Source organism: Neobacillus sp. OS1-32 (assembly GCF_030915425.1).
Lineage (GTDB): Bacteria > Bacillota > Bacilli > Bacillales > Cytobacillaceae > Neobacillus > Neobacillus paridis.
This window is the reverse complement of sequence record NZ_CP133263.1, coordinates 3,318,550-3,332,961: the sequence shown is the minus strand read 5'-3', so window position 1 is coordinate 3,332,961 and position 14,412 is coordinate 3,318,550. Positions and strand designations below refer to the sequence as shown.

General features: G+C 41.5%; 14 protein-coding genes. 4 read left to right on the top strand and 10 right to left on the bottom strand.

The genetic code is table 11. The features are described from left to right. Positions 1 to 25 precede the first annotated feature (25 nt). The 10 genes from RCG24_RS16640 to rpmH all read right to left on the bottom strand — a co-directional run bounded on the left by RCG24_RS16640 (position 26) and on the right by rpmH (position 9,481). On the bottom strand, positions 26 to 880 hold the full coding sequence (locus RCG24_RS16640; RefSeq protein ID WP_308077506.1) for a ParB/RepB/Spo0J family partition protein: 855 nt from the start codon (positions 878 to 880) through the stop codon (positions 26 to 28). Next, positions 873 to 1,634: a ParA family protein gene (locus RCG24_RS16635; protein WP_202654627.1), complete on the bottom strand. Its 762-nt coding sequence runs from the start codon at positions 1,632 to 1,634 to the stop codon at positions 873 to 875. Before RCG24_RS16635 ends, RCG24_RS16640 begins: the two co-directional genes overlap by 8 nt. A gap of 249 nt (positions 1,635 to 1,883) precedes the next feature. Next, the gene (gene noc / locus RCG24_RS16630; RefSeq protein ID WP_202654628.1) at positions 1,884 to 2,747 is read right to left on the bottom strand and encodes a nucleoid occlusion protein; all 864 of its coding nucleotides are present in this window, start codon (positions 2,745 to 2,747) and stop codon (positions 1,884 to 1,886) included. 166 nt (positions 2,748 to 2,913) lie between these two features. Then, a complete protein-coding gene (gene rsmG, locus RCG24_RS16625) occupies positions 2,914 to 3,630 on the bottom strand; it encodes a 16S rRNA (guanine(527)-N(7))-methyltransferase RsmG (RefSeq protein WP_308077505.1) in 717 nt (238 codons plus the stop codon). Positions 3,631 to 3,651: 21 nt separating this feature from the next. Further along, a complete protein-coding gene (gene mnmG / locus RCG24_RS16620; RefSeq protein WP_308077504.1) occupies positions 3,652 to 5,547 on the bottom strand; it encodes a tRNA uridine-5-carboxymethylaminomethyl(34) synthesis enzyme MnmG in 1,896 nt (631 codons plus the stop codon). A 208-nt stretch (positions 5,548 to 5,755) separates the two neighbouring features. After that, positions 5,756 to 7,141 carry a tRNA uridine-5-carboxymethylaminomethyl(34) synthesis GTPase MnmE gene (gene mnmE, locus RCG24_RS16615; RefSeq protein WP_202654631.1) on the bottom strand — a complete coding sequence of 462 codons (1,386 nt, stop codon included), beginning with the start codon at positions 7,139 to 7,141 and terminating at the stop codon, positions 5,756 to 5,758. 261 nt (positions 7,142 to 7,402) lie between these two features. Next, entirely contained in the window at positions 7,403 to 8,026 is a 624-nt protein-coding gene (gene jag, locus RCG24_RS16610) for an RNA-binding cell elongation regulator Jag/EloR (RefSeq protein WP_202654632.1), read from the bottom strand. Then, positions 8,023 to 8,799: a YidC family membrane integrase SpoIIIJ gene (gene spoIIIJ, locus RCG24_RS16605; RefSeq protein ID WP_202654633.1), complete on the bottom strand. Its 777-nt coding sequence runs from the start codon at positions 8,797 to 8,799 to the stop codon at positions 8,023 to 8,025. The genes jag and spoIIIJ overlap by 4 nt, the downstream gene beginning before the upstream one ends. Positions 8,800 to 8,932: 133 nt before the next feature. Next, on the bottom strand, positions 8,933 to 9,277 hold the full coding sequence (gene rnpA / locus RCG24_RS16600; RefSeq protein ID WP_308077503.1) for a ribonuclease P protein component: 345 nt from the start codon (positions 9,275 to 9,277) through the stop codon (positions 8,933 to 8,935). A gap of 69 nt (positions 9,278 to 9,346) precedes the next feature. Beyond that, entirely contained in the window at positions 9,347 to 9,481 is a 135-nt protein-coding gene (gene rpmH / locus RCG24_RS16595; RefSeq protein ID WP_199420775.1) for a 50S ribosomal protein L34, read from the bottom strand. 571 nt (positions 9,482 to 10,052) lie between these two features. Here rpmH and dnaA point away from each other — a divergent pair. From dnaA to recF, 4 genes are all read left to right on the top strand, one after another. Continuing rightward, complete coding sequence (gene dnaA / locus RCG24_RS16590; protein ID WP_202654635.1) at positions 10,053 to 11,399, top strand: chromosomal replication initiator protein DnaA; 1,347 nt, start codon at positions 10,053 to 10,055, stop codon at positions 11,397 to 11,399. Between the two features lie 227 nt (positions 11,400 to 11,626). Beyond that, positions 11,627 to 12,763 (top strand): DNA polymerase III subunit beta, encoded by a 1,137-nt coding sequence (dnaN, locus tag RCG24_RS16585; protein ID WP_202654636.1) that lies wholly within the window; start codon positions 11,627 to 11,629, stop codon positions 12,761 to 12,763. Between the two features lie 172 nt (positions 12,764 to 12,935). Then, positions 12,936 to 13,151 (top strand): S4 domain-containing protein YaaA, encoded by a 216-nt coding sequence (gene yaaA / locus RCG24_RS16580; protein ID WP_202654637.1) that lies wholly within the window; start codon positions 12,936 to 12,938, stop codon positions 13,149 to 13,151. Positions 13,152 to 13,293: 142 nt separating this feature from the next. Next, positions 13,294 to 14,412 (top strand): DNA replication/repair protein RecF, encoded by a 1,119-nt coding sequence (gene recF / locus RCG24_RS16575; protein WP_308077502.1) that lies wholly within the window; start codon positions 13,294 to 13,296, stop codon positions 14,410 to 14,412.

The window sequence follows — 14,412 nt, the reverse complement described above, 5'->3', positions numbered from 1 at the left end:
AATAAACCATCCGACAGATGGCTTACTATGAATCATGCTCTTGTTCGAGAATTTCCAAAATTCGTTCTAAATCATCCTGGGAAAAGAACTCAATTTCTATTTTCCCTTTATTTTTATTCTGTTTAATTGTTACAGTAGTTCCAAACCGTTCCCGCAGCATATGCTCCCGTTCGACGATAAAAACGTCTTTTTTCTTTTCCGGCTTTTTTGTTTCACGTGGAACATTTTCATTTAATTGTTGAATCCATTTTTCCAGCTGACGGACATTCATCGATTCTTTGATGACCTTTTCTACTACCGTTGGAAGATGGCTCTTTTTCCTTAAGCCTAACAAGGCCCGTCCATGGCCCATGGAAATTTTCCCATCGGAAATAAGTTGTTGAATTTTCGGCGGCAGTGATAGTAAACGGATATGGTTGGCCACATGCGGACGGCTTTTTCCTAAACGTTTGGCTACTTCCTCTTGTGTTAAGTCTAGTTTTTCCATCAAGGTTTGGTAAGCTTGTCCTTCCTCAATCGGGTTTAAATCCTCCCGCTGCAGGTTTTCAATTACCGCCAATTCCATCATTTGCTGTTCCGAAAATTCCCTGACAACTGCCGGAACACTAGCGAGCTTTGCTTCCTTGGCGGCCCGGTAACGACGTTCCCCAACCACAATTTCGTAGCCTCTAATACTTTTTCTAACGATCAGCGGCTGCAGGATTCCATGTTCCAAAATTGATGCTTTTAATTCATCAATCGCTTCTTGGTTGAAGGATTTTCGCGGCTGGTAGGGGTTTGGACGAAGCTCTTTGAGTCTAATCTCTTGAACTGTTTCATCTTTTCCGGCTTCCATGTTGGAAAAGATAGCATCCAGCCCTTTTCCCAATCCTTTAGCCATTTGCAACCACTTCCTTTGCCAGATCTATATACACTTCAGCTCCACGGGATTTGGCATCATAGGTGATGATCGGTTCCCCATGGCTTGGCGCCTCACTTAGACGCACATTGCGAGGAATGATGGTTTTATAAACCCTATCTTGAAAATACTTTTTAACTTCTTCTATTACCTGAATTCCAAGATTTGTTCTGGCATCGAGCATTGTTAATAAGACGCCCTCAATTTTCAAATCCTGATTTAAATGTTTTTGCACCAGCCTAACTGTGTTTAATAATTGGCTTAGCCCTTCCAAAGCATAGTATTCACACTGGACAGGAATGATCACCGAGTCAGAAGCGGTTAAAGCATTGAGTGTGAGCAGCCCCAGTGACGGCGGGCAATCAATGATAATATAATCAAATTGATCTTTCACCTCTTCAAGCGCCCGTTTTAACCGTACTTCGCGAGAAATAGTTGGTACCAGTTCGATTTCTGCCCCTGCCAGTTGAATGGTTGCCGGGATCGCATATAAATTGTCAATTGCCGTTGGCCTGATGACTTCTTTTGCCTCAACATCGTCTACTAAAACATCGTATATACACTGTTCGACCACGGCTTTTTCAATTCCAATCCCGCTTGTAGCATTCCCCTGCGGGTCAATATCTACCATTAAGACTCGTTTACCGATATGTGCTAAGCAGGCGCCTAGGTTGACAGCGGTCGTCGTTTTGCCAACTCCGCCCTTTTGGTTCGCAATGGAAAGAATTTTACCCACGATGTCACCCACCCTTATTTCTCAAAAAATATGTTTCTTACACTCTAGCAAATATTTTCTCGATTCACGCCATTATCTGCTATGCCGTGTAAAAAGTAAAATTCCCATTTCTCTATTTTATCACGAAATGGATGGGTTGTTGGTTTTTTTCAAAAAATAATCCGCTGAAAGAGAGGAATCTTTTGAGGGAGGCAGAAAAAAAATGAAGAGACTGTCACAAAAGTCAGCCTCTCTATGTATTTCAATCTATTATTTTTTCTTTGGAATCCGAATGGTAAATTGGTAAAAATCGTCAAATTCTTCTTCTTCAGCATCCAGCTTAATGCCGTTATCGGTAACCATTGATAGCGATTGACGAATCGTGTTGACGGCAATTCTCATATCCTTGCTAAAGGCCTTCCGCTTCGGTTTCGGTTTGGCCGTCTTTTCCTGCAGCAGCTTGGTTACACGATCTTCCGTTTGTTTGACATTGAAATTTTTCTCAATGACTTCCTCAAGTAATTTTACCTGTTTTTCCGGATCCTTGAGTGGGATAAGAGCACGCGCATGGCGCTCAGTGATCACCTTATTTAATAAAGCGTCTTGAACCGGCTGCGGTAATTTAAGGAGGCGCAGTTTGTTCGCCACGGTTGACTGCCCTTTTCCGAGACGCTGCGCTAATGCCTCTTGCGTTAAATTATGCAGTTCCAGCAGTCGGCCGTAAGCAATCGCTTCCTCAATCGGAGATAATTCTTCCCGCTGCAAATTTTCGATCAAGGCAATCGAGGCGGTTTCCGTATCCGTCATATCTTTTACGATTGCCGGCACCTCAGTCCAACCCAGCTTTTTCATTGCCCTCCAGCGCCGCTCTCCGGCAATGATTTCAAATTGATTAGCAGCATACTCCCTGACAACAATTGGCTGGATAATCCCATGTATATGAATGGTTCGTGATAATTCTTCAATTTTCTCTTCATCAAAAACAGTACGCGGTTGGAAGCGGTTAGGAACAATTTGATCTATTGGAATTTTTTTGATTTCTTCATTTTTTTCACCGTCCAGCTCTTGCTCAAGCTCAACCGTCTGTTCCCCTTTATCTCCGAGGCCAAAAAAGCGGCTAAACGAACTCTTCATCCCCAACACCACCTTTCGAAACTCCCTATTACTTATTCTCTTTTCAAAATAATTCTTCCTGCATAGAATACCATTTTTACAAAAAATATGTTAGTACCGCAAACAGTTTTTCTGACCGTTCGTCCCGCAGCAACTCCCTATCAAGAGCGATAGCTGTTTTAGAGTGCTACTGAATGGGGGCCTTTGCCGGGGTACCAGGCTTTCTTGGGTATTTCTTAGGTGTTGGCTTTTCCTTTTTAAGGATGATCATATTCCGTTCCGACTGCTCAATTGGTAAAGTAAAGGTGAATTTGTTTTCAAGCCTGCCGCCGAGCGTGGTGATCGCCTTTTCGGCTTGAGTTAATTCCTCATCAGCATTGACTGCCTTCAAGGCGATGAAGTAACCGCCCACTTTTGTAAGCGGTAGACAGAGCTCACTTAATACAGACATTCTCGCAACAGCCCTTGCCGTAACAACATCAAAGCTCTCGCGATAGCTAGGATTGCCCCCGAAGGTTTCCGCCCGGTCATGCATAAACCGGACATTTTCCAACCCTAATACATTGGCAAGATGTTGTAAAAAGGAAATTCGCTTATTCAACGAATCGACAATCGTTACCTCAATATCCGGGAAAGCAATTTTTAGCGGAATGCTCGGAAACCCGGCACCAGCCCCAACGTCACAAAGACGAAGAGGCTTGGAAAAATCAAAGTAAAATGCTGCCGTCAGCGAATCATAAAAGTGCTTTAAATAAACATCTTCTTTGGCAGTAATGGCCGTCAGATTCATTTTTTCATTCCATTCAACAAGGGTCAGATAATACTGTTCAAACTGATCAAGCTGCTTTTCTGTCAAGCTGATTCCCTTTTCCTTCAGGATCGTGGTAAATTGTTCACTATTCATTGGGTAAATTTCCTCACTCACTTAATCATTGGCAATTCTGGCAATTCGGCCATGCTCAAGGTATACAAGTAAAATTGAAATATCGGCTGGATTAACTCCAGAAATTCTTGATGCTTGGGCCAGCGATAATGGCCTAATCTTCTTAAGCTTTTGTTTCGCTTCGGTAGCAAGCCCGGAGATGGCATCATAATCAATATTTTCCGGAATTTTTTTATCCTCCATTTTTTTCAATCGTTCCACTTGCTGCATTGATTTTTCAATATAGCCCTCATATTTAATTTGAATTTCAACTTGCTCTTTCATTTCATTACTTAATGGAGAATCCGGCTTAGCGATAGTCTCCAGTAATTCATAGGTCATTTCCGGCCGTTTTAACAAGTCGGAGGCACGGATTCCATCCTTTAGCTCGCTGCCGCCGATGCTGCGAATTAGCTCTTGAACATTTTTATCAGACGGTTTTAAAATGGTTGACCGGAGTCTTTCCTTCTCCGCATCAATTGCCGCTTTTTTCGCTAAAAATGCTTGGTAGCGTTCTTCACCAATTAAGCCAATTTTATAACCAATTTCCGTTAAACGTAAGTCGGCATTATCATGTCTTAACAACAGACGGTACTCCGCTCTCGATGTAAGCAGGCGATATGGTTCATTTGTCCCTTTGGTAACTAAATCGTCAATTAACACCCCAATGTAGGCCTCAGAGCGGCTTAACACCAATTCTTCCTTGCCTAAGGCATTAAGACCGGCGTTAATTCCAGCCATGATCCCTTGTCCCGCCGCTTCTTCGTAACCGGATGTTCCGTTGATTTGACCAGCTGTATAAAGGTTTTTGACGACCTTTGTTTCTAACGTCGGCCACAGCTGTGTAGGAACGATGGCATCATATTCAATCGCATAGCCAGGCCTCATGATTTCAGCGTTTTCTAAACCGGCGACGGTTTTCACCAGCTGGTGCTGTACATCTTCAGGGAGGCTGGTGGACAGGCCTTGAACATAGACCTCTTTCGTATTTCGGCCTTCCGGTTCAAGAAAGATCTGGTGGCGCGGTTTGTCGTTAAATCGGACAACCTTATCCTCAATCGATGGACAGTAGCGCGGACCCGTGCCTTTAATCATCCCGGAATACATCGGTGACCGATGCAGATTCTGATCAATTAATCGATGGGTATGTTCATTCGTATAAGTCAACCAACATGGGAGCTGGTCGGTAATAAATTGGGTCGTGTCGTAGGAAAATGCTCTTGGCTCCTCGTCACCAGGCTGGATTTCCGTTTTGCTATAATCAACCGTGTTCCCGTTTACCCTTGGCGGTGTACCTGTCTTAAAGCGGACAAGCTCGAAGCCAAGCCGTTCCAGGTGTTCTGACAGTTTGATCGATGGCTGCTGATTATTCGGGCCACTTGAGTATTTTAATTCACCGATAATAATTTCGCCGCGCAGGAAGGTACCGGTGGTAATGACGACGGTTTTGGAACGATAAATCGCTCCGGTTTTTGTGATAACCCCCTTGCAGACGCCATCCTCGACAATCAGCTCTTCGACCATTCCCTGAATTAACGTAAGGTTGGGCTCTTCTTCCAGCGTTCGTTTCATTTCGCGCTGGTATTCATTTTTATCCGCCTGAGCCCGTAAGGCACGCACTGCGGGGCCTTTACCGGTATTTAACATCCGCATTTGGATATACGTTTTATCAATGTTTTTACCCATTTGCCCACCAAGAGCATCTATTTCCCGAACGACAATCCCCTTGGCTGGACCGCCGACAGAAGGGTTGCAGGGCATGAAGGCCACCATATCGAGGTTGATTGTAATCATTAAAGTATTGGCACCCATGCGTGCCGCCGCGAGGCCTGCCTCACAGCCGGCATGTCCGGCCCCAACGACGACAACGTCGTAATTTCCTGCTTCATATTGTTGCATATTGATGTGTTCCTCCTTTTCCGCTACACGGAAAACTAAATATCATTTCATTTATGTTGTCCATCTTTGTACCTATCTGAAAAATATTGTGTTTCATTGAGCTTTGCGGCCGCGGATCTCTCTTTTCGGGCTATGAACCCCTGCTTCATTGACCGTATTTGGCCATGGGTTCCCTTTTCCAGTCATGAAATCAAGAAAATTGAACCAATTATTTTCCTAAACAGAATTGCGAGAACAACTGGTTGATTAAGTCGTCTTGGACACTTTCGCCGATAATTTCACCTAGCAGATTCCAAGTCCGCGTTAAATCTATTTGAACGATGTCAATCGGTGTTCCCATTTGGGCGCCGGCGATGGCCTCCTCAATCGCCTGCAAACTTTGGTTCAATAAGGCAATATGCCGGCTGTTGGATACATAGGTTGCGTCCTTTGCCTCAACAGAGCCGCTGAAAAACAGCGAGGCAATCGCTTCCTCTAACTCATCCACCCCGCGGTCTTGCAACAATGAGGTTGTCACAATCCGGTGTTCCTTTGCTAACTCATGAACCCGCTCGAGGTCAATTTGCTGCGGCAGATCTGTTTTATTGATAATGACAATCGTGTCCATCCCTTTCACTGCTTCGAACAGATTTTCATCCTCTTTTGTCAGCTGATCCGAATAATTCAACACAAGTAAAATTAAATCCGCCTCTTTTAACACCTGACGGGAACGCTCGACACCGATTCGCTCGACGATATCCTCAGTTTCCCTGATACCGGCCGTATCCAATAGTCTTAGCGGCACACCGCGGACATTGACATATTCTTCGATAACATCTCTTGTTGTACCAGGAACATCCGTCACAATCGCCTTATTTTCCTGTACAAGGCTGTTTAATAACGAGGATTTACCGACATTCGGTCTGCCGACAATAACGGTGGAGAGACCTTCACGGAGAATTTTTCCTTGCTGCGATGTCTGCAGCAGCTTTTTGATTTCCTCGTGAACATAAGCGGCCTTTGGCAACAACAATGAATGAGTCATTTCTTCAACATCATCATACTCGGGATAATCAATGTTTACCTCAATTTGCGCTAAAATCTCCAAGATTTCCTGCCGTAATCGGCGTATCAGCCTCGAGAGTCTTCCTTCCATTTGTCCGAGAGCGACATTCATCGCTCGATCTGTCTTCGCCCGAATCAGGTCAATGACTGCTTCCGCCTGTGATAAATCAATCCTCCCATTCAAGAAAGCACGCTTGGTAAATTCCCCCGGTTCCGCAAGCCGTGCACCATGACTTAATACCAGCTGAAGCACTCGATTCACCGAGACAAGTCCACCGTGACAATTGATTTCCACTACATCCTCTTTTGTAAAAGTTTTTGGTCCTTTCATCACGGAAACCATGACCTCTTCGACTACGTCCCCGGTTTTGGGGTCAAGGATATGGCCATAATGGATCGTATGGCTGCCTTGTTCCGCAAGTGTTTTTCCATTCACCCCTTTAAAAAGCCTATCGGCAATCAGGATGGCTGCTTCTCCACTTAAGCGAACAATAGCGATCGCTCCTTCCCCCATCGGCGTTGAGATGGCTGCTATCGTATCAAAGTCCATTCCGTTTCACCTCACATTAAAAAAATTATATAAAGTAATCGATTATTTATCCAAAAGAATAGCTTATCACAAAAAAACCCGTTTTTTATACTTTTATCCACAGGTTAATAAGAATCTTGTACTATTTTAACTTATCCACATGTGAATAACAATAAAACAAACAGAATGACTCAAGCAATGTTATCAACAAGTACCTATTCAAAAAAAGGGAAGAAAAAAACATCCTCCCAAATCGGAAGGATGTCTTAAAATACGATTGACTTATTTTCTTACTGGTGAAATAACGATATAACGGTGTGGTTCTATGCCATCAGAACTCGTTTTTACTCGTCTATTTTCAGCCAAAGCGGTGTGGATGACCTTTCGTTCATAGGAAGGCATCGGCTCTAAGGTTACTTCTTTTCCCGTCTTTACAGCCTTTTGGGCCAAGCGTTGGGCCAGTTGAATTAATGTTTCACTCCGACGCTCGCGGTAATTCTCCGCATCTAAAATGACGGTCACATAGTTTTGCGAAAACCGATTCATCACCAGCTGGGTTAAATATTGCAGCGAATTAAGGGTTTGTCCTCGTTTTCCAATCAACAATGCAATCTTTTCACCAGTTAAGGTAAAATACACCAGTTTGCCCTCCTGTTTTACATCAATATCAACAGGAGAACCCATTTGTTCGCTGACCTGACTCAAAAAATTCTTTGCTTCTTCAATTGGGTTCATGATCACGGAAACTTTGACAACAGCGGGACGTGAGCCAAAAATTCCGAAAATCCCCTTTTTTCCTTCATCAATTATATCAATATCTGTTTGATCTTTTGTTACATTTAATTGGGCTAAAGCTGACTCTACTGCTTCTTCGACGGTTTGTCCTGTAGCAGTTACCTGTTTCACTTTTTAGTTCCTCCCATTTTACCGGTTGCTTGCACCTTTATCTCCGGCCCTTTAATAAAATAGGTTTGCACAATCGAGAAAATATTACCGACCACCCAATATAAGGAAAGCGCTGATGGGAAGCTAATGGCAAAAATAACAATCATAATCGGCATCATCCAAAGCATCATTGCCATTTGCGGATTTTGGTTTGCCGTGCCAGCCATCATCATTTTTTGCTGGATAAACGTTGTGATACCAGCGACAATCGGTAAAATATACCATGGATCCTTGTCACCAAGATCAAACCATAAAAAGCTGCCCTCGGCAATCGCTCTCGTCCGCATAATCGCGTGATAAAATCCAATTAAAATCGGCATTTGGATCAATACCGGGAAACAGCCTGCCATTGGATTGACGCCATGTTTTTGGAATAGCGCCATGGTTTCCTGCTGCAGTTTTTGCTGGGTCTTTTGATCTTTGGAGCTATATTTTTCTTTCAGTGCCTGCATTTCCGGCTGCAGGGCCTGCATCGCTTTTGAGCTTTTTGTCTGTTTAATCATAAGCGGTAAAATAATCAGACGGATTATAATTGTTACGATTATAATGGATATCCCAAAGTTGCCGCCAAAAATATGAGCTACTTCTTTAATCAGCCAGGACAAGGGATAGACAATATACTCGTTCCAAAAGCCTTTACTTTCCGGGGTAATCGGCTTGTTTACTTCGCTGCACCCCGTTAGCAGCAGGAAAATCGAAAGCATCCCAAATACAAGTAAAATTCTTTTTTTCAACCAGTTTTTCCTCCTCGGAGTTAATATAGATATTTATAAAAATTATGTATATTTTTCTGTAATGGGTTTCAAAGGTAATTCTAACATCTTTTTATTAAAATTGCTTTAACAAAACGGTAAATTTGATCATTTTTTATCGGTTCTTTAATACCTTTCCTACCTTAAAAACATGCGTTAAACTTTTTTTTATCATAAAAAAGTCCATTTCGGCTGCCGGTTTCCTGGCAATAATTACATAATCATACCCCGGCAATAATTGATCCTTCAGTTCAAAAACGGACTGTCGAATATATCTTTTAATTTTATTTCGCGTAACCGCATTACCAAGCTTTTTACTAACGGATAAACCAATGCGAAAAAATTCTTGGTCCTCCTTCGGCAATGAATAAACCACAAATTGGCGATTGGCAAACGATCTGCCCTGTTGAAATACTGTCTGAAAGTCTTTATTTTTTTTTATCCGCAGTTCCTTTTTCATTACCTAACACCTTCAATCAGTATGAAAACTTTTTGCTTAGAAAAAAGACCACTGAGACGTTTCAGTGGTCTAAGCTGATAATACTTTTCTACCTTTACGACGACGACGAGCTAGAACTTTACGTCCATTACTGGAGCTCATGCGACTGCGAAAACCGTGAACTTTGCTATGTTTCCGTTTATTTGGTTGATACGTTCTTTTCATATATGACACCTCCCAAAAGGAAAAGTCCTCATTTCAATTTCAGACGACAGTCTTATTTATTATAAAGATGTCCTCATTATATTGTCAACTGTCCTTCAACCATTAACCTAAATTTCCAATTTCTTATCATAGTGTTCTTTAGCGAACAGTTTACATTTAATTGTGGATATTAATCGACATTTTTCTGCTATCCACACAAGATATTGACAGGTTTTTCACAAATTATCAACCTGTGGACAATTATTATACACACATCGTTCGTCTTGTGGATAAGTTTAGAAAAACCATTGCGTAGCCTGCTATTATTTGTTATTATATTTGTGTTTTCACTCTGAATAACTTCTACCCAAAAAATAATTATCCACATTTTGTGGATAACCTGTGGACATGTTATCCCAAGGTTCTGTAAAATCTTGTCCACAGGTAGTGGATATTGTCGAAATCCTGCATTCTATCCTTATTATATGTTATCCACAAAATACCTTTTCATATATTAATAAATTTATAGTTATTTTTTATGGGAAAAGACGACGATGTCAACATAAATACTTTTATAAGGGAGGGACAATCGTTGGAAAATATTGCGGACCTTTGGCAGGCAGCTCTTTCCAATATTGAAAAGAAAATAAGCAAGCCTAGTTTTGAGACATGGTTTAAATCAACGAAAGCCCAGTCTCTTCAAGGCGATCAGCTTGTCATCAATGTTCCCAATGAATTCGCACGTGATTGGCTGGAGGAACGGTACTCCGATTTAATAACTGAGATTTTGTATGAACTCACCGGAGAAAGCTTAACGGCCAAGTTTATCATTCCGCAGGATCAACCAGAGGAAGAGCAAGAACTGCGAACGCCGCCAAAGAAGATGAAAAAGGATGACGATCACAACGATTTTCCGACAAGCGTATTAATTCCCAAATACACTTTCGATACCTTTGTCATTGGTTCCGGGAACCGCTTTGCTCATGCTGCTTCCCTTGCTGTTGCGGAAGCGCCGGCAAAAGCGTATAACCCGCTTTTTATTTATGGCGGTGTAGGACTAGGAAAAACCCACTTAATGCATGCCATTGGGCATTATGTATTGGAGCACAATCCAACGGCAAAGGTGGTATATTTGTCTTCTGAGAAATTTACCAATGAATTTATCAACTCAATCCGCGACAACCGGGCGGAAAGCTTTCGCAATAAATACCGCAATGTTGATGTCCTGCTCATTGATGATATTCAATTTTTAGCGGGGAAAGAATCAACGCAGGAGGAATTTTTCCATACGTTTAACAGCCTCCATGAGGAAAGCAAGCAAATTGTCATTTCCAGCGACCGGCCCCCAAGGGAAATTCCGACGCTTGAAGACCGCCTTAGATCAAGGTTTGAATGGGGATTAATTACCGATATCACTCCGCCAGATTTGGAAACTAGAATTGCCATCCTCAGAAAGAAAGCAAAGGCAGATGGCCTAGACATTCCTAATGAAGTCATGCTTTATATTGCCAATCAAATTGATTCCAACATTCGTGAACTAGAAGGAGCATTAATTCGCGTTGTCGCCTATTCGTCGCTAATTAATAAGGATATTAACGCAGATTTAGCTGCTGAAGCCCTAAAGGATATTATTCCCAGCTCAAAGCCTAAAGTCATTACCATTCATGAAATCCAGAAAGTTGTCGGGGAGCACTATAACGTAAAACTTGAGGATTTTAAGGCCAAAAAACGGACAAAATCAGTCGCTTTTCCAAGGCAAATTGCGATGTATTTGTCACGTGAATTAACCGATTATTCCTTGCCCAAAATAGGAGAAGAGTTTGGCGGCCGTGATCATACCACGGTAATTCACGCCCACGAAAAAATTTCCAAGCTGCTTCAAACCGATTCACTGCTGCAAAAGCAACTGAAGGAAATCAATGAACAATTGAAAATTTAAAGAAACCAAGGCAGCCTTGGTCTTACCGGGACATCCTTAGTTGTTGAAGTTGTGAATAACTTTCAAACACATATGCACAGTCTGTCCACATGTGGATAGGCTGTGTTTCCATTGTAAAAATAGGTTATCCACATGTTAACAACTCCTACTAATACTTCTCCTATTTTTTATAAAATAATAATATATGCTGATGCTAAAAAAATATGCCTAAAACGGAGGATTAAAAAATGAAATTTATTATCCAACGAGACCGACTTGTTCAAAGTGTCCAAGATGTTATGAAGGCAGTTACCTCAAGAACGACCATTCCGATCTTAACGGGAATAAAAATAACCGCAACAAATGAGGGAGTAACCTTAACGGGAAGTGACTCGGATATATCGATTGAGTCATTTATCCCTAAAGAAGAAGCCGGGGATGAAATTGTCGAAATAAAGCAGCCGGGTGCGATTGTTCTGCAAGCCAGATTTTTTAGTGAAATCGTGAAAAAGCTGCCAACTGATTTTGTTGAACTTGAAGTCTTAAATCATTTGCAAACCGTCATTCGTTCTGGTAAATCTGAATTTAATTTAATCGGTCTTGATGCTGAGGAATACCCTCACCTGCCGCAAATTGAGGAAAATAATAAATTTCAAATTGCCGGCGATCTTTTGAAGGCAATGATCAGGCAAACTCATTTTGCTGTATCAACTTCAGAAACACGCCCGATCTTGACAGGTGTCAACTGGAAGATAGAAAACGGTGAGTTAAGCTGTATTGCAACAGACAGCCATCGTCTCGCTCTTCGCAAGGCGAAAATCGAAACGGACCATGAGGCTAGTTACAATATTGTTATTCCTGGAAAAAGTTTAAATGAATTAAGTAAGATTATTGATGATTCAAATGAACCGATTGATATCGTGATTACAGAAAATCAAATATTATTTAAAGCAAAGCATTTGTTATTTTTCTCGAGATTGTTAGAGGGCAATTATCCTGATACTTCAAGATTAATTCCAGCCGATAGCAAGACGGAAATTACAGTTAATACGAAGGAATTTTTACAAGCGATTGACCGTGCATCTTTACTTGCCCGTGAAGGCAGAAATAATGTCGTTAAATTTTCCACACAAGAGGGCGGCATTATTGAAATCACCTCGAATACACCGGAAATAGGAAAGGTAGTAGAAGAAGTTCAAAGTGAGTCCATCGTCGGGGAAGAATTAAAAATTTCCTTTAGTGCCAAATATATGATGGATGCTTTAAAAGCATTGGAAGGAACCGAAATAACCATTAGCTTTACTGGCGCGATGCGTCCGTTTGTCATTCGTCCATTAAATGACGAAACGATTTTACAGTTGATTTTACCGGTTAGAACGTATTAATAATCCAAAGCCACCACTATTTTCAGGTGGCTTTTTTCTCGGTCCTTTCATTCCAAGGTAATCTTTGAAACAGAAGCAAATTTTTAGTAAAATAAAGTATTGAGACAATTTGTCTGGGAAAAAGACTGTTAAAAACACCTAACTGATATTTTTGGGAAATGAGAGTGATGATTTGCCTAAAAAAATAAAACTGGAAACAGAATTTATTACATTAGGCCAATTCTTAAAGCTGGCTGAGCTAATTCAATCAGGCGGCATGGCCAAATGGTTTTTAAGTGAACATGAAGTTTTTATAAATGGTGAATTGGATCAACGGAGAGGAAGAAAGCTTCGTGACGGTGATAAGCTCCAAATTCCCGGCTTTGGTGAGTTTGTGATTACCAAATAACTTTGTCTAGCTGCATCTCCTGGGAGCTCTATAATCTACAGCCCATGTTTCAAAGGCTAAAAACATCATATCGCCGCCGGATTGACTGGCTCCACGCCCCTGACTGCGGCGCTTACGCATTTCTGAAGAGGATGACGTTTGCATGTATATTGAATCGCTTAGTTTAACCAACTACCGCAATTACGAAGAATTATTGATCGAATTTGAAAATAAAGTAAATGTCATCTTAGGGGAAAATGCCCAAGGGAAAACAAACGTGATGGAGTCCATTTATGTTTTAGCGATGGCGAAGTCGCACAGAACGTCAAATGATAAAGATCTTATCCGTTGGGATCAAGATTATGCTAAAATAGAAGGTAGGGTTCAAAAACAGCACGGTTCATTACCCCTTCAATTAGTCATATCGAAAAAAGGTAAAAAGGCAAAATGCAACCATATAGAACAACGGAAATTAAGCCAATACGTTGGTAATATGAACGTCGTTATGTTTGCCCCTGAAGACCTTAATTTGGTTAAAGGAAGCCCTCAAGTTCGCAGAAGATTTATTGATATGGAAATAGGCCAGGTGTCCCCTATTTATTTACATGATATGAGTCAATATCAAAAAATTCTCCAGCAGCGTAATCATTTTTTAAAAATGTTGCAGATCAAGAAGCAGACGGACGAAACAATGCTTGAAATCTTAACAGAGCAATTCATTCAAACGGCTGTGAAGATTATTACCAAGAGATTCGAATTCTTGCGGCTGCTGCAAAATTGGGCAAAACCGATTCATCAAGGGATTTCAAGGGGACTTGAAACGCTTGAAATACAATATAAACCATCGGTTGATGTATTAGATAGGCTTGACTTGTCGAAAATGGTAGCAAGCTATCAAGAAAAGTTCGAAAAGGTAAAAAGTAGAGAAATAGAAAGGGGGACCACATTATTTGGCCCCCATCGTGATGATTTGCTGTTCTTCGTGAATAACCGCGACGTGCAAACCTTTGGATCACAAGGTCAGCAGCGAACTACGGCGTTATCCGTCAAACTCGCGGAAATTGAATTAATCCACGCGGAAATTGGTGAATATCCGATCTTGCTTTTAGACGATGTTTTGTCCGAATTGGACGATTACCGGCAATCACACTTATTAAATACGATTCAAGGCAAGGTTCAAACATTCGTTACAACAACAAGCGTAGACGGGATTGACCATCAAACATTGAAAGAGGCTTCTGCATTTGAAGTCACTTCCGGTACAATGCGAAGGGTGATCTGA

What these genes read in the sequence shown, in the direction of transcription:
- RCG24_RS16640 (WP_308077506.1), bottom strand. Translation starts at nt 880, where the DNA reads ATGGCTAAAGGATTGGGAAAAGGGCTGGATGCTATCTTTTCCAACATG.
- noc (WP_202654628.1), bottom strand. Translation starts at nt 2,747, where the DNA reads ATGAAGAGTTCGTTTAGCCGCTTTTTTGGCCTCGGAGATAAAGGGGAA.
- rsmG (WP_308077505.1), bottom strand. Translation starts at nt 3,630, where the DNA reads ATGAATAGTGAACAATTTACCACGATCCTGAAGGAAAAGGGAATCAGC.
- mnmG (WP_308077504.1), bottom strand. Translation starts at nt 5,547, where the DNA reads ATGCAACAATATGAAGCAGGAAATTACGACGTTGTCGTCGTTGGGGCC.
- mnmE (WP_202654631.1), bottom strand. Translation starts at nt 7,141, where the DNA reads ATGGACTTTGATACGATAGCAGCCATCTCAACGCCGATGGGGGAAGGA.
- rnpA (WP_308077503.1), bottom strand. Translation starts at nt 9,277, where the DNA reads ATGAAAAAGGAACTGCGGATAAAAAAAAATAAAGACTTTCAGACAGTA.
- rpmH (WP_199420775.1), bottom strand. Translation starts at nt 9,481, where the DNA reads ATGAAAAGAACGTATCAACCAAATAAACGGAAACATAGCAAAGTTCAC.
- dnaN (WP_202654636.1), top strand. Translation starts at nt 11,627, where the DNA reads ATGAAATTTATTATCCAACGAGACCGACTTGTTCAAAGTGTCCAAGAT.
- recF (WP_308077502.1), top strand. Translation starts at nt 13,294, where the DNA reads ATGTATATTGAATCGCTTAGTTTAACCAACTACCGCAATTACGAAGAA.